The sequence below is a fragment of the Chitinilyticum aquatile DSM 21506 genome (genome assembly GCF_000430805.1).
Lineage (GTDB): Bacteria > Pseudomonadota > Gammaproteobacteria > Burkholderiales > Chitinibacteraceae > Chitinilyticum > Chitinilyticum aquatile.
Window position 1 is genome coordinate 245,723 of record NZ_AUMS01000008.1, and the last position, 19,586, is coordinate 265,308.

Annotated in this window: 15 protein-coding genes; 6 read left to right on the forward strand and 9 right to left on the reverse strand. The window is 57.4% G+C overall.

Annotation, left to right across the window (positions count from 1 at the left end):
• Positions 1–18: 18 nt before the first annotated feature.
• From H559_RS0107880 to purM, 5 genes are all read right to left on the reverse strand, one after another.
• Positions 19–1,278 (reverse strand): RsmB/NOP family class I SAM-dependent RNA methyltransferase, encoded by a 1,260-nt coding sequence (locus H559_RS0107880; protein WP_034640180.1) that lies wholly within the window; start codon positions 1,276–1,278, stop codon positions 19–21.
• Between the two features lie 61 nt (positions 1,279–1,339).
• Positions 1,340–2,059, reverse strand: coding sequence for a DUF3108 domain-containing protein (locus H559_RS0107885; RefSeq protein ID WP_028452261.1), 720 nt, complete (start codon positions 2,057–2,059; stop codon positions 1,340–1,342).
• Complete coding sequence (locus H559_RS0107890; protein WP_034640183.1) at positions 2,059–3,225, reverse strand: DUF3108 domain-containing protein; 1,167 nt, start codon at positions 3,223–3,225, stop codon at positions 2,059–2,061. Before H559_RS0107890 ends, H559_RS0107885 begins: the two co-directional genes overlap by 1 nt.
• A 1-nt stretch (position 3,226) precedes the next feature.
• Positions 3,227–3,859 carry a phosphoribosylglycinamide formyltransferase gene (gene purN / locus H559_RS19455; protein ID WP_051279097.1) on the reverse strand — a complete coding sequence of 211 codons (633 nt, stop codon included), beginning with the start codon at positions 3,857–3,859 and terminating at the stop codon, positions 3,227–3,229.
• 63 nt (positions 3,860–3,922) lie between these two features.
• Positions 3,923–4,963: a phosphoribosylformylglycinamidine cyclo-ligase gene (gene purM, locus H559_RS0107900; protein ID WP_028452263.1), complete on the reverse strand. Its 1,041-nt coding sequence runs from the start codon at positions 4,961–4,963 to the stop codon at positions 3,923–3,925.
• A gap of 166 nt (positions 4,964–5,129) precedes the next feature.
• Here purM and H559_RS0107905 point away from each other — a divergent pair, with 166 nt between their 5' ends.
• The gene (locus H559_RS0107905) at positions 5,130–5,810 is read left to right on the forward strand and encodes an HdaA/DnaA family protein (RefSeq protein WP_034640185.1); all 681 of its coding nucleotides are present in this window, start codon (positions 5,130–5,132) and stop codon (positions 5,808–5,810) included.
• A gap of 60 nt (positions 5,811–5,870) precedes the next feature.
• Here H559_RS0107905 and H559_RS21600 read toward each other — a convergent pair whose 3' ends face one another.
• Together H559_RS21600 and H559_RS21605 are read right to left on the reverse strand one after the other, a co-directional pair.
• A complete protein-coding gene (locus tag H559_RS21600) occupies positions 5,871–6,488 on the reverse strand; it encodes a type II secretion system protein (protein WP_051279099.1) in 618 nt (205 codons plus the stop codon).
• A 79-nt stretch (positions 6,489–6,567) separates the two neighbouring features.
• Positions 6,568–7,188, reverse strand: a complete 621-nt coding sequence (locus tag H559_RS21605) for a type II secretion system protein (RefSeq protein WP_162143308.1) — start codon at positions 7,186–7,188, stop codon at positions 6,568–6,570.
• A 203-nt stretch (positions 7,189–7,391) separates the two neighbouring features.
• Between H559_RS21605 and leuS the strand changes: the two genes are divergently transcribed.
• The 5 genes from leuS (at position 7,392) to H559_RS21610 (ending at position 15,395) form a co-directional block, all read left to right on the forward strand.
• On the forward strand, positions 7,392–10,025 hold the full coding sequence (gene leuS, locus H559_RS0107925) for a leucine--tRNA ligase (protein ID WP_028452265.1): 2,634 nt from the start codon (positions 7,392–7,394) through the stop codon (positions 10,023–10,025).
• 68 nt (positions 10,026–10,093) lie between these two features.
• Positions 10,094–10,654, forward strand: coding sequence for an LPS-assembly lipoprotein LptE (locus tag H559_RS0107930; protein ID WP_028452266.1), 561 nt, complete (start codon positions 10,094–10,096; stop codon positions 10,652–10,654).
• The gene (gene holA / locus H559_RS19470; RefSeq protein WP_034640189.1) at positions 10,644–11,654 is read left to right on the forward strand and encodes a DNA polymerase III subunit delta; all 1,011 of its coding nucleotides are present in this window, start codon (positions 10,644–10,646) and stop codon (positions 11,652–11,654) included. The genes H559_RS0107930 and holA overlap by 11 nt, the downstream gene beginning before the upstream one ends.
• Before the next feature lie 157 nt (positions 11,655–11,811).
• Entirely contained in the window at positions 11,812–13,263 is a 1,452-nt protein-coding gene (rng, locus tag H559_RS0107940; RefSeq protein WP_028452267.1) for a ribonuclease G, read from the forward strand.
• A 194-nt stretch (positions 13,264–13,457) separates the two neighbouring features.
• Positions 13,458–15,395, forward strand: coding sequence for a reprolysin-like metallopeptidase (locus H559_RS21610; RefSeq protein WP_081412935.1), 1,938 nt, complete (start codon positions 13,458–13,460; stop codon positions 15,393–15,395).
• Between the two features lie 72 nt (positions 15,396–15,467).
• Here H559_RS21610 and H559_RS19480 read toward each other — a convergent pair whose 3' ends face one another.
• Positions 15,468–16,415, reverse strand: a complete 948-nt coding sequence (locus tag H559_RS19480) for a glycosyltransferase family 2 protein (protein ID WP_081412936.1) — start codon at positions 16,413–16,415, stop codon at positions 15,468–15,470.
• A 3-nt stretch (positions 16,416–16,418) separates the two neighbouring features.
• On the reverse strand, positions 16,419–19,586 hold the full coding sequence (locus tag H559_RS19485) for a glycoside hydrolase family 99-like domain-containing protein (RefSeq protein ID WP_081412937.1): 3,168 nt from the start codon (positions 19,584–19,586) through the stop codon (positions 16,419–16,421).

The window sequence follows — 19,586 nt, forward strand, 5'->3', positions numbered from 1 at the left end:
TATAGCCACATACCAAAATCAAGACTTGCGCTGCAGAACAGCAGCAAAGAACGCGTCGGTCTGGTGGGTTTGCGGCCAGAGCTGCAGATAGGGGCCTTCCAGCTCGAGAGAAACCTTGGCGTCAGCCAGCACCTGCCCGGCATCCAGCACCTCGAAATCCGGGTGCTCAGCCAGAAAGGCGGCCACGATGCCGTCATTCTCGGCCGGCAGGAAGCTGCAGGTGGCATAGACCAGACGCCCGCCGGTTTTCACCAGCCGGGCGGCAGACGCCAGAATGCTGCCCTGTTTGGCATTCAGTTCAGCCACACTGCCCGGCGACTGGCGTGCTTTCAGGTCTGGATTGCGGCGCGCGGTACCCATGCCCGAGCATGGTGCATCAACGAGAACGGCATCGAATTTGCCGGCCAGACGCTTGATTTTCTGGTCGTGCTCGGAGGCGATCAGCTGCGGATGCACGTTTGAGAGGCCGCTGCGTTTCAGGCGCGGCTTGAGGTTGTTGAGGCGTTTTTCCGACACGTCAAACGCATACAGGCGCCCGGTTGAATTCATCATCGCGCCCAGCGCCAGCGTCTTGCCACCTGCGCCGGCGCAGAAATCGGCCACCATCTGGCCACGCTTGGCGCCAGTCAGCAATGCCAGCAACTGGCTTCCCTCGTCCTGCACCTCGAAGACGCCTTCCTTGAAGAAGGTCAGGCGATTGACGGCCGGCTTGCCTTCGAGGCGCAGCCCCCAGGGCGAATAGGGTGTCGGCGCATGCGGCATATTGTGGCGGGCCAGTTCGGCCGATACGCTTTCGCGCTTCATCTTCAGTGTGTTCACGCGAATGTCGAGCGCAGCCGATTGCAGCAGTGACTGGCCCAGCGCGAGGATGAAGGCCTCGTCGCGGCCCGCAGCCAGCAAGGCGTCGCCCACCCATTCCGGCAGTGCGGCGCGAATGGCCAGCGGTGCATCCTTGATGACACGAGCCTTCATCGCTCCGGCACGTTCCTTGTCCTTGTCGTGAAAAGCGGCCGGCAATTCACGCAGGTTCATGCGCTTCACGCCGACAAACCAGGCCAGCATCAGCTCGCGCGTGCTGGCATTGCCTTCGGTAATCCACTCCAGCTGCGGCAGATGACGCAGGATGCCGAACACCGTTTCGGCAATCACGTTGCGGTCGTTGGCGCCCAACTCGGGGTGATCGCGGAAATGGCGCGAGACGATGCCGTCAACCGGCGCGGTAAAGCCCAGCGCACTGCTGAGAATGTCGAGCGTGGCAGAAAACTGCACTGAATTCATTGTCTTTCTCCGGCCCGCCAATGCGGGCATATTCGTTATCGCACCGGAAACCGCTGCGATGTCATGGCTGTCCTGCTGCTGCAGGCTGTAATACCGTTCTGCCATCGAGACGGATCTCGCTGGCCCATAAATCAAAACTGCCGTCGCCGGGCAGGTTGACTGTCATGCGCACCGGCAGGTTGTGCCATTGCGGCGCCAGCCAGTAATCAACCGTACGGTCGGCCAGCTCGCCATGCAGCAACAGCACCTCGACGTCCTTGCTCCCCAGACGCAACGTGGATTTTTCCTGCGCGACAAACACCGCACCAGGATAGCGTTTGCGGCCGGTCAGCAGCGTCATCGTCTGTGCCCGCCCACCATTGAGCGCCAGCTGGAAGGCCGCGGAAAAGAGATCCTGATCGCCCGCCTCCAGCGGAGCCGGCTGCTGCTCGCCCGGTTTGCCGAGCAGCACCACGCCGTCCTGCCAGTTGAAGTCAGCCTGGTAGCGCGGTTCCGGCTTGCGGTCACGGTATTCACCAAAGCGCAGCGGAATCACTGCCTTCCCTTCCAGACGGCCCTCGGAGCGGTAGGCAATGGTCTTGTGCAGTATCTGCAAGACCACATCAAGCTGATAGGCATCCCTGCCGGTCTGCCACTGCATGTTGACCGGCATTGCCCCGTAACGATAGACAATCTCCACCCGGGCAGGAAATGCCTGCACCGGCTTTTTGCCTGCCGCACTCGCCCCTATGCCTGACAGGACAAGCAGGACGAACAACAGACAAGTCTGGCACTTGCTCATCATGGCCTCCGCTGCATGCTGTCGGGCTGGCCGGGCTTCGGCCCCTCCAGCACCAGCTGGCCATCCAGCATGATGACATTGGCCCAGATGTCGAAGCTGCCTTCCTTAGGGATATTGACGGTCATGCGCACCGGCAGGTTGTTCCACTGCGGCGCCAGCCAGAAATCAACCTTGCGATCCTCCCACTGACCACGCACCAGCACGGCATCGACCTGCTGGCGACCGATGGTGAGCGTGGCTTCACCAGCCGGCTCGAAGCGGATGTCGGCATAGCGCTTACGGCCAGTGTAGAGCGACATGGTCTGCGGCTTGCCACCAACCAGCGCCAGATGGAACGCAGCGGAGAACAGATCCTGGTCACCCTCGTGCAGCTCTTCTTCCTTGCGCTGCCCCGGCTCGCCCACCTGCACCTTCATCGCATCCCAGTCGAAATCGACTTGGTATTTCGGCTGCGGATTCTTGTCGCGGAATTCGCGGAACTGCTGCGGCACAATGCCTTCGGGCGTTACCCGGCCGTGAGAATGAAAGGTGCGCGACTTGAAGCCGAAGGCGCCTACCACGTCGAGCTGGTACGCATCCTGGCCAATCTGCCAGTGCATGTACGCCGGGACCGAGCCCCACACATAAGTGATTTTTACATCACGCGGGAAACGCTTGACGCTCTCCTCCTGCGCACGGGCAACCGTGCTCGCCCGCACACGGCTGGCGGCCAGTTTCTGCGGCAGAGATGCGGCATGAACGACAGAAGCCACCTGCACCGCGCTGGCCTGCCCCCCCGAGGCTGTGCTTGCAACCGGAGCACTGGCGACCGCCACCGCACTGGCAGCCAGCGGAATAGTGGCACTGGCCCGAACGGCAACAGGCCGGCTGGCCTCCGCCCTGACCTTTTTGGCCGCAGGCGACAGCGCAGTGGTAGTCACCGGCACCTGGCGCATGAAGCCCACCACCAGTTGCTCGGCCGGCTTCACACCGCGCAGAGCCTCCGGCCGGTCATCCTCCTCGACAGCCTGGGCCTGCAGTTGCTTGCTGACCTTGCGCAACTCTGTTTCGGCAAACTCGGGGCGCGTCAGCCACGCATACACCGGCTCGGCCAGCACCGCCCCCAGATGCAGGATCAGGGAGAGGCCCAGCGCGAACCAGAAGGCATGACGCAGCCAGCGGGTCATGTCAGCCCGGCACCCGCAGGCAGGCTGCGCCATCCAGTGGCAGCACGCGCTTTACCTTGCCATCGGCAAGCAGCAGCTCGCCATTGACAAAGGCACGCACGGCGGCAGGGTAAATCTGGTGTTCCTGCTTGAGCACGCGGGCAGCCAGCGTCGCCTCAGTATCGTCGTCCAGCACCGGCACCGCGGCCTGAGCCACGATGGGGCCGTGATCCAGCTGAGCGGTGACGAAATGCACGGTGCAGCCGGCAATCTTCAGGCCGTCATCAATCGCACGCTGATGCGTATGCAGCCCGGGATAGGACGGCAGCAGCGAGGGGTGGATGTTGAGCATGCGCCCTTCAAAGCGCGCCACAAATACATCGGTCAGTATGCGCATATAGCCCGCCAGAATGATAAGGTCAGGCTGCATACCCTCGATTTTTTTGGCCAGGACCGCATCGAACTCGTCACGCGAGGCAAACTGCTTGTGATCCAGCGCAATGGTTTTGATACCGCGTTCGGCCGCCCAGGCCAGGCCGGCCGCATCGGGGCGATTGCTGATGACGGCGGCAATTTCGGCACCGGGAATCTTCGCGTCAACAATGGCCTGCATATTGGAACCACGGCCGGAAATCAGGATGACAATCTTTTTCATAAGTCTCGGTAAAGCAAAAAGGCGAGGTCTGCACCTCGCCTTGATTCAGCCCACTGCGAAGTATCAGGCCACCTGGGTCTGATGCTCGTCGCCCACGCGTTCGCGGATGCTGCCGATGCGATAGACGGTTTCGCCTTCCGCGCTCAGGAAAGCCGCAGCACGCTCGGCGTCTTCGGCGGCAACCACGACAACCATGCCGATGCCACAGTTGAAGGTGCGGTACATTTCCTGCGCGTCGACGTTACCCTCGGCTTGCAGCCACTGGAAGAGCTTGGGCATGGTCCAGCTCTTGGCGTCGATCTGCGCCACGACGTTTTCCGGCAGCACGCGCGGAGTGTTTTCCGTGATACCACCACCGGTGATGTGCGCCATACCCTTGACCGGCATTTCGGCCATGAGTTTCAGCAGCGGCTTCACATAAATGCGCGTCGGCGCCATCACCACGTCGGCCAGCGACTTGCCGTTCTCGAACGGCATGTTGTAGTCGGCGTTGGTGAGGTGCAGGATCTTGCGGATCAGCGAGTAGCCGTTGGAGTGAGCACCATTGGACGCGAGGCCCAGCACCACGTCGCCGGCCTTGATCACGGCCTGCCCGTTGATGACCTTGCTCTTTTCGACCACGCCGACAGCAAAGCCGGCCAGATCGTATTCGCCCACCGGATACATGCCCGGCATTTCAGCGGTTTCGCCACCGATCAACGCGCAACCGGCCTGCTCGCAGCCCTCGGCAATACCCTTGATCACTTCGGTTGCCGCCGGCACGTCCAGCTTGCCGCAGGCAAAGTAATCCAGGAAAAACAGCGGCTCGGCACCCTGCACCAGAATGTCGTTCACGCTCATGCCGACCAGATCGATGCCAACCGTGTCGTGACGGTTCAGCTCGAAAGCCAGTTTCAGCTTGGTACCCACGCCGTCGGTGCCGGACACCAGCACCGGCTCCTTGTACTTCTTGCTGATTTCGACCATGGCGCCGAAGCCGCCCAGACCACCGAGCACTTCGGGGCGCATCGTGCGCTTGGCGAACGGTTTGATGTTCTCGACGAGCTGATCGCCGGCGTCGATATCGACACCCGCGTCGCGGTAACTCAGGCTTTGCTTGGTCATGAAATAATGGCCTCAAAAGGGATTGCTGCGGCTAGCCGCGCTTTTGCACTAGCTTTTACGCTAAAATGGGCGCCTGCTTGCAGCTTTGAAAACGCAGCATTTTACCGTAAGTCGTGATGAAACGTGCGCCCAACCATCGGCATTTTGCAGGATTTCTGATTACACCATGAAGCAACTGGTCCTCGACCTGCTCCTGCCAGCGCCCACCAATTTCGCCGACTTCGTGGCGGGCGACAATGCCGAGCCGCTCTACCAGATCGGCCAGTGGCTAATTCGCGACCCGCACGCACGCAGCATCTATCTGTGGGGCGAGGCCGGCACAGGCAAAAGCCATCTGCTGCATTCGGCCGCACGCCAGCTGGGCACCACCGCAAATCTGATCGATTGCCGCCACGACAGCTTGCCGAACGAACTGCCTGCGGATGGCAACCTGCTGGCCGACCATGTCGATGCACTGGACGAGGCCGGCCAGATCCGGCTTTTCGACCTCTACAACACGCTCAAGGAAGGCTCGGGGCGTTTTCTGGCAGCCGGGCCACTGCCACCGATGCTGCTGCCGCTGCGCATCGACCTGACCACGCGCCTCGGCTGGGGGCTGGTCTACCAGATTCACCCGCTCTCGGATGCCGACAAGGGAAAAGCACTGAAACAGCGCGCAAACCTGCTGGGCTTCGAGCTGGGTGATGACCTCGTGGATTACCTGCTGCTGCACGCCAGCCGTGACCTGCCCAGCCTCTACCGCCACCTGGAGGCCGTCAACACAGTGGCACTCAGCCGCAAGAAACCGGTAACACTGAGCCTGCTGCGCAGCGTCATGCAGCAGGATCAGCTGGCCATGGATTTCTGAATAAGGGTATTACCCCACAGCCCTTGCAAAGAAAGGGCCGCAAAGATATACCCATAGCCATCAAGGCAAAAGCAGCATGTGAAAATTGCTCTGCCCGTTCAGCGACCAGCAATCGGTCGCCGCCGTGTAATTCAGCGCAACCGGATCGCCATTGGTACGCATGCGACCGGTATTCCACACACCGTCATCCATCTGCCGGTCGAGTGCACAAACCAGCCGCGGATCGGATTGCGGCACACCCGGCAGATCAAGCCAGGAGCCATTGAGCCCCGCCGCACCGCCAGCCTGCAGCGTACCATTCCAGATATTCCAGTCCTGCCCGAAGACACTACGGCGATCCGATGCCTGCAGGATATTGGTGCGGTCAACCAGAAATACCCAGAAGGCCGCCTGCTCGGCCGCGGTATCGATCAGACCGTTGCGGGTACCGCCCGCACACGTCGCAGCGGGTGCCGCAGGCGTGGCCGTGCAACCATCGCCCGGATAAACGCCGTATTTCTCGTAATAAATATTCACCGCTGCGACGATCTTGTTGTACTGCGCCTGCAGATTCTTCACCTTGGCACCATCAATCAGATCCTTGCCCTTGAACGCCATGCCAAGAATCAGGCCAATGATCACCAGTACGATCGCCAGCTCGACCAGGGTAAAACCCTGTTGTTCTTTTCCACCCCGCATCACTCATCTCCCCTATAAGCAAAAGGGCCAAGCCTGCCCGGCATGACCCCTGATTTGAAATTATCGAGCACGGAGGCAATTACGGCAGAAGGCGGATACCCAGAGAACCCTGCCCGCTTTGCGCCCAGCAATCGGTTGCCGCCGTATAGGCCGCGCCGCTGCGCATCACGCCGGAACTGTTAATGCCATCATCCATCAGGCGATCCAGCGCACAAATGAAACGCACATCGCCGGCGGCCTGCGGTGCGCCTGCCGCGTCGACCAGCGACAGGTAATTGGTACCCGCACTCGTGCCCGGCAGCGAAGTATTGCCCGAAACCGTCACCCCCCAGGGCTGACCGAAAACACTCTGGATATCCGCCGAAGTCAGAATATTGGCATTCTGCAGAATATTCATTGCCGATTGGGTTTCATTGGCATTATCCAGTACGCCATTGCGGTTGCCAGCCGGACACACCGTAACTGGTGCCGCACCGCCAAGAGCAACAACTGCACCAGTACACCCATCCCCCGGATACGCGCCATATTTCTCGTAATAGATATTGAAACCGGCAACCACCTTGTTGTATTGCGCCTGCATGTTCTTGACCTTGGCGCCGTCAATCAGATCCTTGCCCTTGAATGCCATTCCGAGAATCAGGCCGATAATGACCAGAACAATTGCCAGCTCAACGAGGGTAAAACCATTCTGCTTTTTCATCGCCATCTCTCTGCTCTCGGTTTTCAAAGGTTTTTGCCGAATTTTCAATTTATCAGAGATTACGTATAAATCAGCTTTTCTTGAGCAGTGCGTCGTTCGCCAACAACACCTGCACTACCGGCAAAACAGGCCGGTTTGCGTGCCGGCGCCAGCACAGCAAGGTATAATCGCCGTCTTCGTACATTTGCTCCTGGCGCACTCCCATGCAAGAACAGTATTCACCGCTTTCCGTCGAAGCCGCAGCGCAAGCCCACTGGGAAGAAACGCGCGCTTTCGAAGTCACTGAAGACCAGAACAAGCCCAAGTACTACGCCTGCTCCATGCTACCCTACCCGTCGGGCAAGCTGCACATGGGCCACGTGCGCAACTACACCATCAACGACATGCTGGCGCGCCACCTGCGCATGAAGGGCTTCAATGTGCTGATGCCGATGGGCTGGGATGCCTTCGGCCTGCCGGCGGAAAACGCCGCGATCGCCTACAAGAAGTCGCCGGCGGAATGGACCTACGCCAATATCGCCGACATGAAGTCGCAGATGAAGCCGCTGGGCCTGGCGTTTGACTGGTCGCGCGAAATCGCCACCTGCGATCCGGATTACTACAAGTGGAACCAGTGGTTTTTCCTGAAGATGCTCGAAAAGGGTGTCGCCTACAAGAAAACCCAGATCGTGAACTGGGATCCGGTTGACCAGACCGTGCTCGCCAACGAGCAGGTGGTGGACGGCCGCGGCTGGCGCTCGGGCGCGATTGTCGAAAAGCGCGAAATCCCCGGCTACTACTTCGGCATTACACAATACGCCGACGAACTGCTGAACGACATCGACACGCTGGATGGCTGGCCGGACATGGTGCGCGCCATGCAGCGCAACTGGATCGGCAAGTCGGAAGGCGTGCGCTTTGCCTTCGAGCACGACATCAAGGACGCCGATGGCAAACTGATTGCGGATGGCAAGCTGTGGGTGTTCACCACCCGCGCCGACACCATCATGGGCGTCACCTTCTGTGCCGTGGCGGCCGAGCATCCGCTCGCCACCCGTGCGGCCGAGCTAAAGCCGGAACTGAGCGCCTTCATCAAGGAATGCGAAAAGGGCGGCGTCTCGGAAGCGGAAATCGCCACCCAGGAAAAGGTCGGTGTGCCGACCGGGCTGTTTGTCACCCACCCGCTGACCGGAGAGCAGGTCGAAGTGTGGATCGGCAACTATGTACTGATGGGCTACGGCGACGGCGCGGTCATGGCTGTGCCGGCGCATGATGAGCGCGACTTTGCCTTTGCCAAGAAATACAGCCTGCCAATCAAGCAGGTGATTGCTGTCGAGGGCGAAACCTTCAGCACGGACGCCTGGGCCGAGTGGTACGGCGACAAGACGCGCGGCGTGATCATCAATTCCGGCAAGTATGACGGCCTGGATTACAAGGCAGCAGTTGACGCTGTCGCAGCCGATCTGGCTGCCAAACAGGCCGGCGAGAAGAAAACCACCTGGCGCCTGCGCGACTGGGGCATTTCACGCCAGCGCTACTGGGGCACGCCGATCCCGATCATCCATTGCGAATGCTGCGGCGATGTTCCGGTTCCCTACGAGGACCTGCCAGTTAAGTTGCCAATCGACTGCATTCCGGATGGCTCGGGCAATCCGCTGAACCACCGTGCCGACTTCCTGAACGTCGATTGCCCGAAATGCGGCAAGCCGGCCAAGCGCGAAACTGACACCATGGATACCTTCGTCGATTCGAGCTGGTATTTCATGCGCTATTGCGACCCGAAGAACGCGGAGGCGATGGTCGGCGACGGCACAGCTTACTGGATGGGCGCCAACCAGGGTACGGCCGGCGGCATGGACCAGTACATCGGCGGGATTGAGCACGCCGTACTGCACTTGCTGTACGCCCGCTTCTGGACCAAGGCCATGCGCGATGCCGGCCTGATCAACTTTGGCGAGCCGTTCAAGAACCTGTTCACGCAAGGCATGCTGCTGCGCGACTGCTACTACCGTGAAGACGCCAGCGGCAAGAAACGCTGGTTCTATCCGGCAGAAGTCGAAGTCCAGCACGATGACAAGGGCCGCCCGATTTCCGCCATTGCGAAGGAAGACGGCCAGCCGGTGATCATGGGCGGCATCGAAAAGATGTCCAAGTCCAAGAACAACGTCGTCGAGCCCAAGGACATTATCGAGAAGTTTGGCGCCGACACCGCGCGACTCTTCACCATGTTCGCAGGTCCCCCCGACCAGAGCGCGGCCTGGAGCGACTCTGGCGTCGAAGGCGCCTACCGCTACCTGCGTCGCCTATGGGGGTATGGCTTCAAGCATGCCGACCTGATTAAGCCAGTAGGCAATAGCCTGGCAGGTATCGAGCTTGCCAAGGACGACAAGGCCCTGCGCTTCGAGGTACACAGCACCCTCAAGCAGATCAACGCCGACTTCGACCGCCTGCAGTACAACACCGTCGTCTCCGGCGTGATGAAACTGCTGAATGCGCTGGAAGGCTACAGGGGCGGCAACGCAGCGGTCATCCGTGAAGGCTTCGGCATCCTGCTGCGCGCGATCTACCCGGCGGCGCCGCACATCGCCCACACGCTGTGGCTGGAGCTGAACTACGGCGGCCAGATTGCCACCGCAGCCTGGCCGGAACCGGCGGCGGATGCGCTGACGCAGGACGAGATCAAGCTGATGGTGCAGGTGAACGGCAAACTGCGCGGCGAAATCCATGTACCCGCCGGCGCAGACAAAGCCGCGATCGAAGCGGCGGCGCTCGCCGACGAAAACGTCCAGAAACACCTGAACGGTGCGCCGAAGAAGGTGATTATCGTCCCGGGCAAGCTCGTCAACATCGTCGCCTGACCCCCGCGGGAAGCATGGTGACACCATGCTTCCCGCGTTTTTCGATTTCAAAGTAACAGGAAAGCCTCATGCCCGGATTTGCGAAACTGACCTTCGTGCTGATTGCCACCTTCATCCTCGCGGCATGCGGCTTCCATCTGCGTGGACAGGCTGGCAACACCTCAATTCCTTTTAAAGAAATTTCGATTGTCGGCAACAGTGAAACGGCAGCAGCACTCCGCGAGTACATCAAACGCCAACCGAACTATCAACTCACTCCTGAGCTGACTCCGGACGGGTTGCAGATTACCGTCGGTACGGACATCCGCGACCGTCAGATTTCCGCGATCAACAACAGCGGCCAAGTCTCCGAATACCGCCTGACCATGCGTATCCCCGTCAGCGCCCGCACACAGAACGATATTCTGGCTGAGAACACAAGCATATCGCTCTACCGTGACCTGACCTGGGATGACAACACCTTGCTTTCCAAGGAACAGGAAGAGCAGCAACTCTGGCACAGCATGTCCCAGGACGCCGTTCAGCCGCTGCTGTACCGTGTGAATGCCGCCGTTCGCAAGCAACTGCGCGAACGTGCCGCCAGCGGCGCCGCCACTGCCTCTTCTGCTGCGGCCGGCAATGCGCCCTGATGAGCTGCCGCCGGCACTGCAACGCGGCCTGCAGCCGCTTTACGTCATTCATGGCGATGAAGCGCTGCTGGCGCTTGAAGCTGCCCAGCTGATCCGTGATGCGGTCAAAGCGGCCGGCTACCTCGAACGCGAGGTGCTGGTTGTCGAGCGCAGCTTCAACTGGGCATCGTTGCAGGAAATCGGCAATAGTTTCTCGCTGTTCTCCAACCTGAAACTGATCGACCTGCGCATCCCGTCCGGCAAGCCCGGCATCGAAGGCGGCAAGGCGCTCGAAGCCTATGCCGCGCGCCTGCCGGACGACACCATCACACTGATCACGCTACCCCGCCTGGAAAAAACGGCACAGAACAGCAAATGGTTCCAGGCACTCGCCAAGGCGGGAACACTGGTCGAGGCGCGCACCATCGAGCGTCAGCAACTACCGGACTGGATTGCGCGCCGACTGGCAGCCCAGCAGCAACAGGCCAGCGCGGAGGCGCTGCAATTCATGGTCGACCGCCTCGAGGGCAACCTGCTCGCCGCGCACCAGGAAATACAGAAACTGGGGCTACTCTACCCGCCGGGCCCGCTTGATCTCGCCCAGATCCAGGCTGCGGTTGCCAACGTTGCCCGCTTTGACGTCTTTCAGCTTGGCGAAGCGCTGCTGGCCGGCGATGCGGCCCGCTTCCTGCGCATGCTCGACGGCCTGCAGGCCGAGGGCGAGGCGCCGCACCTGATTCTCTGGTCGCTCAACGAAGAGCTGCGCACGCTCTACCAGGTCGGCATGGGGCGCAAGCGTGGTACCCCGATGCCGCAACTGCTGAAGGAAAACCGCGTCTGGGGCAACAAGCAGCAACTGCTGCCACGTGCGCTGGATCGCATGGGCGCAGTGCAATTGCGCACCGCATTGCGACAGGCCACCCGCATCGACCGGATCAACAAAGGCCTGGAGCAGGGCAACGCCTGGGATGCCATCCGTCTGATGTGCCTCCCCCTGCTGGACACACCAAACAATAAATAAAAGGTATACAGCTACAGCCCTTTATCTTGAAAGGCCATAGCCATATACCCATAAAGAAATACAGAAATCGTACAAATTGTCTCGCCCTGGCTGACATTTTGCCGACATCCGGCTAAGCTCGGCAGCCAGTTCATGCCACCTACTTTCGCGAGTCCGCATGCAAGACCAGATTCTCGTCAACATCACCCCGCAGGAAACCCGCGTAGCCACCATGGAAGACGGCGTCGTGCAGGATCTGCACATTGAGCGGACGGCGCATCGCGGCCTCGTTGGCAATATCTGCCTTGGCATCGTCAAGCGCGTGCTGCCGGGAATGCAATCTGCGTTTATTGAAATCGGCCTGGAGCGCGCCGCCTTCCTGCACATTGCCGATGTCATCGAGCAACGCCAGCACCCGAACGAGCCACAGCGCATCGAAAAACTGCTGCACGAAGGCCAGCCAGTGATGGTGCAGGTCATCAAGGACCCGATCGGCACCAAGGGCGCGCGACTATCGACGCAGATCAGCATCGCCGGTCGCTTCCTCGTCTTCCTGCCGCAGGAACATCATATCGGGGTGAGCCAGCGCATTGAAAGCGACGAAGAGCGCGAAGCACTGCGCGCCCGCCTGGAAAAGCTGCTGCCAGCCGACCATGTCGGCTACATCATCCGCACCAGCGCCGACCATGCCAGCGATGACGAGCTGCGCGCCGACATCGATTATCTGAACCTGATCTGGGCCGACATCCGCCAGAAGGCACAGACACTGCCGGCCGGCTCGCTACTGTTCCAGGATCTGTCGCTGCAACTGCGCGTACTGCGCGACATGGTGAATGAAGAAACCGGCGAGGTGCTGGTCGACTCGCGCGAAAATCACCAGAAAATGCTCGAGTTCGCCCAGCAGTTCGTCCCCGATGGCGCGTTGCGCCTGCGGCATTATGCCGGCGAGCGGCCACTATTCGAGCTGTACGGCGTGGAGCCGGAAATCGAACGCGCCCTTTCGCGCCGCGTGAACCTGAAATTCGGCGGCTACCTGATCATCGATCAGACCGAGGCGATGACCACCGTCGACGTCAACACTGGCGGCTTTGTCGGCACGCGCTCGTTTGACGACACCATCTTCAAGACCAATCTGGAAGCCACACAGGTTATCGCCCGCCAGCTGCGCATGCGCAATCTCGGTGGCATCATCATTGTCGATTTCATCGACATGGATAATGAAGAGCACAAGAACGCGGTACTGGAAGAGCTGAAAAAAGCACTGAGCCGCGACCGCACCAAAATCACCGTCTCCGGCTTCACCAGCCTCGGACTCGTTGAAATCACCCGCAAGCGCACCCGTGAATCACTGGCCCATGTACTGTGCGAGACCTGCCCAACCTGCCAGGGCCGAGGTGAAATCAAGACCGCCGAAACCGTCTGCCATGAAATCCTGCGTGAAATCCTGCGCGAAGCCCGCCAGTTCAACGCGCGCCAGTACCGCATCCTCGCCGCCCAGGCCGTCATCGACATGTTCCTGGATGAAGAATCTGCCAGCCTGGCACAACTTGCGGACTTCATCGGCAAACCGATCTACCTGCAGGTGGAAACGGCGTACTCGCAGGAGCAGTTTGATGTGGTGCTGGTTTGACAGCAAGCTCACTTCTATTTGGATTCACTACAGACCTTTCACCTTACCTGCGCGGCGTAACACCGGGATGCCGGTAAAAATTGCGCCATCGCATGCCAAGCGCAAAGATGCACACCACAAGTCATACGCGTATTGACCGCGCATTCTTACTTCTGTAGAAATACAAACCAAGTCCACTTTTAAACATCTTCGCCATGAAACTCACTTTAGCGTGCTCCGCTTTGCTGCTATTGCCTTTGTGCGCAACTGCAACCGATCTGTTTACTCCTGTAGCAGCAAATCGCTCCTCGGCCAGTTCCCCGGAAAAAGGCTACTCGGTTGCCTTCAACCGCATACAGGCCATGGCCATCAAACCGGGCACCGAATTCAAACTGAACATTCCGAATGGAAAAAGTTATACGGTTGTTTTTGAGCGCGAAGAAATCAGCAGCAGCGGCAACCACACCTTCATCGGCTACCTTGCCGAGCAAGGAAAAACGGCTCGCTGCATCATCACTCATAGCAGCGATGCCATTACCGGTCGTTGCCAGACCCCCGAGGGTGAAGTGCTACTCGATACCAAAAATAGCCAGCAGCTAATGATCCCGACCTGGCAATACGGGATTCGCCCAGCAGTCCCGGCTGAATCCGACATCATGTTGCCGGAACAAATGCACCCCAAAAGTGGAATGAGCCCGCAGGCAGCACCGGTCGCGGCCGGCAGTGATAGCGTTATCGACCTGATGGTGTATTACACCCCGGGCTTCAGTGCCGCGCAAGGTGGCAACCCCTGGCGCCGGATTGACTATCTGGTTGCCTTGACGAATCAGGCCTATCAGGACAGCGGCATAGCGGCCCGCCTGCGCCTTGTTCACACCCAAGCGATTAATTACACGGATAATTCTGACCTCTATGCCCCATTGGAAGCAATCTCATCTTCCACCACCCCGTTTCAAGATCTGGAAGGACTGCGTAGCTACAAGGGTGCAGATCTAGTTACCCTGATACGCCCCTTCACCGCAGCCAATGGTGGGGTGTGTGGTCTTGCTTGGATGCCGAATTTGAGCCAGTTCCGCAAAGAAATGGGGTTTTCGGTCGTCAGTGATGGAACCCGACCCGATGGCTACTATTGTGATGACACCACACTGGCTCATGAACTTGGTCATAATCTCGGCCAGAATCATGACCATGAACATGCGAGCAATGGAGGGGCCCATTCCTATTCCTACGGCTATGGATTGAATAACATATTCGGCGACATCATGAGCTACTACTGGCCAAAAGTAGCCAAATTTTCCAGCCCCAACCTGCAGTGCAATGGTTATGTCTGCGGTTTATCGGGCTACGCCGATACGGCCCTCTCCATCAACCAGACTTGGCGGACCGTGGCGAACTACTTGCCTTCAGCTCAGGGCCAGAATACCTTCACCCCGGAGTCAGGCTGGTACTGGGATGCAAGCCAGCCAGGAACAGGATATGCGATCGAAATTAAAGATGGCAAGGCATTCATCGGGCTCTTCATGTACAACAATACTGGAAAACCCATTTGGTACATTTCCAGTGGTGCAATGTCATCAAGCACTGAATTTAATGGCAGTCTGCTATATTTTCGCAATGGCCAGCCACTTAAAGGCAGTTACAAGGCTCCAGAATCTCCGACAGTCATTGGCAATGCCAGCGTCAAATTTTCCGATGCTCGCCATGCCACGCTGACCCTGCCAAGTGGTTTCACGGCAAACCTTGAAAGATTTAATATCGTAGCCGGTGGAGTGGAAAATCCAGCCAGTACAATCTCCAATATAAATGGCTGGTACTGGAATGCTTCCGAGTCCGGTAGCGGATACTTCTTCGAATCTCAAAAAGATAATGTATATAGCGTCGCCTTTATGTATGACTCGCTCGGAGATCCGGTCTGGTATGTCAGTACAGATACATGGGCTGCATACAACGGCTGCACAGCCGCGATGACCGATGGTTACTGGCTCAAGTTCGGCAATGGCACTTACCTTGGCAGCTCCTATCGCCCCGCCTCACTTGTTGATAATGCCGTCATCCCCAACAACACTTGGCTGGACAGGTGCAATAATACAGGGTCCATCTTTGTTCCTGGACGTGTACCGGAAACAATACCCCTAAGCAAATTCACCTTCTAATTATTACCCAAAGAAAAATGCCGGCACATTACAACATGAGTGCCGGCATTCTATATCTGATCAACAGTCAGATTAATTACGAACACAGCCAAGAGCCATAAGCATCAAAGCAAAACGCGTGGCGTATTGGCGCACAACGCCTCTCTTTTGCACACGCAATGCAACATTTACAGCTTGCCGGCAATCTAGCTCAGCAAAGCGGGCAAGCGTTGAGGCCTTTTTGAATCTGCCCGATAAATCCGGCCACCTTCGAAACAGTGCGGCAAGCTGTTCTAGGGCCCGCCGCAAGTTCTCAAGCAAAAGACCGAAACGGTAGCGGTTCCAGAATGTCCGCCCCCCATGCAAGCCAACTGTATTCGTCCCATGGATACGATAAGCTTGGCAAGGTTCCGATAAAAAAGCCGTTGACCCATGAGCTGCAGCCACAAGTAGAAGCCACCAATCATGCATGACTGTCTCGAAAGGGAAAGGCAGAGCCAGATCCCGAAGCGCACGATTGAAGAGCATTGAGCATCCGGGGACTACATTCTGCAGAGCGACATTTTCGAGACACTCAGGCCAACGGGGATCCAGGTTCTGCAAGGCCCAGAATGAGGGGGATATTTCATGGCCCGACTCGTCCACAACCTGCAAATCTGAATATACTAGAGCTGCGCCACCACCAACTGCCACCTCAGCACGACGAATCAACGCAAGTAAACTAGCAAGTTTACCCGGTAGCCAGTAATCATCCTGATCAGCAAGAATGTAGTAATCAGCCTCGACAGATTGCAACAACAATTCAAAGCTGCCAATGACCCCCAAATTTCCTAGCTGATCATGCAAAAGCACCAGACAGGGGTGTGAGCTATATGCAGACAATAATGCCTCGGTACCATCTGTCGAGCCATCATCACGGACATAGAGAAGCCCTCCCTCCAACTGTAACTGGGGGAGAACACTGTCAAGCATGGTAGCAAGCCAGCGCTCCCCGTTATAGGTTGAAAGGCAGACGGCAATATTGTTATTTACTTCCGTCATTGACTACCCGATAAAAACAGGAGGATGGGTCTGGCTGATCTCAACTGACAACTCCGCAGTTCGATATCCCTGCTTATTCGCCAATAGAACCATCAGCCGCTCCAAAGCATGAGGCAGAGTGCCATCAATCTGCCCAAGTTCGGCTTCAAAATCAGCATCCTGCAAATTCAGGTTCGACAAACCTGAGAGGGCAAGGGGCCGGAACCAAAACATTGAACCTGCGATGAAGTCAAAATCATATCGTCCAATTTGATCAGAATAGCCGAGTCGTAACAGTAATACATCAAGCCATTTCCGGTTCAGCACATTCCGATCCGGCGCAGCCAATGACACCATGGTTCCTGGTGCAGCAAGAACCCCAAGCCGTTCATCTTCTTGAAGTCTGCGCACCACTTCTGCCAAGGCATCAGGAGAGAGCAAGGACTGGAAAAAATACTGTCGGTCAGCCGAACCGTGAGCAAGATGCAGAGACTTCTTACCATGTATCTTGCAGACAGCCTGATAATTGCCCCGATTCAGCACATTCAGCGCCTTAATGAAGGGCAACATATCCCGCCCGCGATTTTGAACAAGATATATATAAGCAGCAGGAAATGCTGAACGCACTTTCTGAACAGTAGCCAAATCAGCATCAGCACGAAGGCTGATGATCATATCAACGCTTGCCTCAGCAACTGCAGCCTGCAACTCTTCAAGAAGATCCGTGTAATACAGATGCATCACAACTGCGTATGGATAGCGCGGCTCAAAAGATTTCTGGGATGCTGCCACTTCAGCATCTACAGCTGGGTCCGCTTTTACAAATTCACGCAGAACGTTTGCTGTTGCATGCAGATAGGCATAGCCATATCGACGATCAGGTTCAAGATGAGCCCCTTCTGCCCACTCGTTCCAGGCATTGACGAATACCAGACGCTGGTCTGCAGGATAACGTCTGATGGTCTGCCGGCATACAATCGCGAGCCATTGCGCATATTCAGCAGGGTTTGCATGAAAATAAGTGTGGCCACGACCCGGTTTACGGGCTTCGTTATCCCAACTTGGGACTACCGTTTTATGCACAACATAAGGCGTATCCGGCTTATTGCAGAATGTCTTCGCCAATTCGCGATAGTCGTATACCTTACCCTCATAAGCAGGATTCAGAATCGCAAGCTCATCGTTAATTGCCCCTTGAGCAGACTGGTGCGGAGGAAACTCGACTGCCGCATCAAACCCGTATTCACGCGGATCGGTTACTTCAAAAGATTGTGCGCACACCAGATAGACATCTCCGATACCTGCATCGCGACAATATGCGCGCCACCGTAAAGCCGTAGCCTTTGGATCAGGCAGCAAGGAGATTCGGTACACGATCAGCAACGGCTTGCCCATGACACGGATATAGCGGGGGTCTCTGAACATGTCTACTACATCACGAATAAAGGCCTCATCAGTTTCCGGGTTATGCACCTGCGCCATCAGAATGGAAGCTTCTGAGCCATCCCAACGCCGTGACCAGTTTTCGTTAGCCCAGCAAATGCAGAATGGAAGATCCAGATCCGTATTAGCTATATATTGGTTCAGTGGCAATTCCAGCAGGCGCCGACCGGCAAACCAGTAGTAATGAAAGCAAAAGCCGGCCAAACCATACTGCTTAGCAAGCTCGACCTGTCGCCGCATGACATCGACCAGTCGCAAATCATAAAACCCCAATTCTGCTGGGAGATGCGGCTGATAATGGCCTTCAAACTGAGGAACCGCTTTGGATACATTGGTCCACTCGGTAAATCCACGCCCCCACCACTCATCGTTTTCGGGAATCGGATGAAACTGTGGCAAATAAAACGCAATCAGGCGCAAATCGAGATCGCTCTCAGCCATTGTATCCGCAGCCAAGGGGACATAATCCTGATTCAACCCCTTTACGCCAGCGGCCTGCCGGTAGAGGGATGCATAGAGCCTCTCATGACTATTGTCACTACCCGCCAGCACCTCAATAGCGGCGACACCGAGGGAGTCTTCGGAGACATTTGCACCCGCATCACCTCCCCGGCGAAACGACTGCCAGTTTCTGTAAGCGCCGGTATTGCGAAGGACTGGTGCACCCAAGGTGAAAATCAGGGACTTGAGTGCATGCCGCGCCGAAGCATTTATCGGCAGGTGCCAATAAATCCAGCGCACGACTTTCATCAAGCGGCTACGCCAACGAGGAAGATTCAGCAGACGACTTGCCAGACGCAAGGGCTTTGTCAGTCGCCAGCTACTAGAGCGGTAGATTTCGGCGATGGTTGTTTCGCGGGCAAGCAGTAGCGACTGCATCGCGGCGATTTCCTGCTCAAGTCTTGCGACATGCTGTTCCGACACCATCAGCTGTTCAACGCGCCCCCAGCTCAACTTCAGCTCGGCCTGTTGCTCTTCCGTTTTACCCTTGTAATAGGCGGCATTCCCCTGCTCAATCATGATCTGCAAGCGTGCGTCGGCAAGTTCTGCCTCACGCAAGGTAACCTGCAAAGGTGCAGCCAAATGCTCAAAGAGTCGGAGTAATTGCGCGGGAGGAACTCCAAATAACTCCTTAACTCCCGCGGGCATCGGGTCTCTACCCACGTAAACGACACCAAGGCCATGAGAATGGCGAAAATCAATCAGCGGATAGCGTTCAGCTAATTCTTCCATCAACTGCCAAACACCAAAATCGCGTTCATGCACCTGCGTATCATGAAACAGGATCAAACCCGTACGGCTCATTTTTGGCAGCCAGGTTTCAAAGTCGTGTCGAACAGCATCGTAGGTATGCAAGCCATCAATATGCAGCAAATCGATGCTTTCTGGCTCAAACAGGGGCAACGCATCATCAAACCAGCGCTGTACCAATGTCGAGAAATGCGAATAATGAGGATCATGGTAGGCACGCAAATTGTCCAATACCGAGGTGTCATACCCTCCAGCATGCTCATCACCCTCCCATGAATCAACGGCAAAACAACGCGTATCAAGGTGCAGCCGGGCAACAGCTTGGCAAAAGGCCAGATAGGAATTGCCGGAGTGAGACCCCAACTCGACAAATACTCGCGGCTTCAGTAGCGACATGATGGCAAAAGCAAAAGGGATATGCCCAACCCAACTGTAGGGAGCTACCACGCGCGCAGGCGTATCCAGACAGACATCATGTGACAAAGGATTAAACGACAT

Bases quoted from the DNA above. Each gene is read 5' to 3' on its own strand.
- H559_RS0107880 (WP_034640180.1), bottom strand. From the start codon at position 1,278: ATGAATTCAGTGCAGTTTTCTGCCACGCTCGACATTCTCAGCAGTGCG.
- H559_RS0107885 (WP_028452261.1), bottom strand. From the start codon at position 2,059: ATGAGCAAGTGCCAGACTTGTCTGTTGTTCGTCCTGCTTGTCCTGTCA.
- H559_RS0107890 (WP_034640183.1), bottom strand. From the start codon at position 3,225: ATGACCCGCTGGCTGCGTCATGCCTTCTGGTTCGCGCTGGGCCTCTCC.
- purN (WP_051279097.1), bottom strand. From the start codon at position 3,859: ATGAAAAAGATTGTCATCCTGATTTCCGGCCGTGGTTCCAATATGCAG.
- purM (WP_028452263.1), bottom strand. From the start codon at position 4,963: ATGACCAAGCAAAGCCTGAGTTACCGCGACGCGGGTGTCGATATCGAC.
- H559_RS0107905 (WP_034640185.1), top strand. From the start codon at position 5,130: ATGAAGCAACTGGTCCTCGACCTGCTCCTGCCAGCGCCCACCAATTTC.
- H559_RS21600 (WP_051279099.1), bottom strand. From the start codon at position 6,488: ATGCGGGGTGGAAAAGAACAACAGGGTTTTACCCTGGTCGAGCTGGCG.
- H559_RS21605 (WP_162143308.1), bottom strand. From the start codon at position 7,188: ATGAAAAAGCAGAATGGTTTTACCCTCGTTGAGCTGGCAATTGTTCTG.
- leuS (WP_028452265.1), top strand. From the start codon at position 7,392: ATGCAAGAACAGTATTCACCGCTTTCCGTCGAAGCCGCAGCGCAAGCC.
- H559_RS0107930 (WP_028452266.1), top strand. From the start codon at position 10,094: ATGCCCGGATTTGCGAAACTGACCTTCGTGCTGATTGCCACCTTCATC.
- holA (WP_034640189.1), top strand. From the start codon at position 10,644: ATGCGCCCTGATGAGCTGCCGCCGGCACTGCAACGCGGCCTGCAGCCG.
- rng (WP_028452267.1), top strand. From the start codon at position 11,812: ATGCAAGACCAGATTCTCGTCAACATCACCCCGCAGGAAACCCGCGTA.
- H559_RS21610 (WP_081412935.1), top strand. From the start codon at position 13,458: ATGAAACTCACTTTAGCGTGCTCCGCTTTGCTGCTATTGCCTTTGTGC.
- H559_RS19480 (WP_081412936.1), bottom strand. From the start codon at position 16,415: ATGACGGAAGTAAATAACAATATTGCCGTCTGCCTTTCAACCTATAAC.
- H559_RS19485 (WP_081412937.1), bottom strand. From the start codon at position 19,586: ATGTCGTTTAATCCTTTGTCACATGATGTCTGTCTGGATACGCCTGCG.